Origin of the sequence: Bacillus sp. AFS002410 (genome assembly GCF_002556365.1) — a bacterium.
In the GTDB taxonomy this organism is placed as follows: Bacteria; Bacillota; Bacilli; order Bacillales; family Bacillaceae_G; genus Gottfriedia.
The window spans coordinates 1-297 of record NZ_NUEU01000055.1 but is presented as its reverse complement, the minus strand read 5'-3'; the positions used below and the strand labels follow the sequence as shown (position 1 = coordinate 297).

Annotated in this window: 1 protein-coding gene; it reads right to left on the bottom strand. The window is 31.3% G+C overall.

Annotated features, from left to right (window positions below; all coding sequences use genetic code 11):
- Nucleotide 1: 1 nt before the first annotated feature.
- Nucleotides 2-297 (bottom strand): group II intron maturase-specific domain-containing protein (locus tag CN692_RS19165; RefSeq protein WP_373605046.1); only part of this gene is annotated, 296 nt, incomplete at its 5' end.

The following is a 297-nucleotide window of genomic DNA, read 5'->3' as shown; positions in this document are numbered from 1 at the left end:
TTTACAGAATGTAGCTAATTCCTTTTCTTAAATCATAGATATTCACCTTAACCCTTGGTGAGGGTAGTGGAAATATACTAAGGAAGAGTCTGTATTTCTCCCAATTAAAGGATTTTCTTTGACTTCTTCTATTAAGCCATTTAAATATTAGGTTCTCGATTTTAGCTTTGAAAATGTTAACACTTGGAATATTATCAGTGATGCAGTAGTAGTTGTAGTACCCAATAAGCGAGCGTTTGAATCTGTCCATGATTATATGAATATTATTATTTCTATTCTTCTTCAACCATTCTTTAG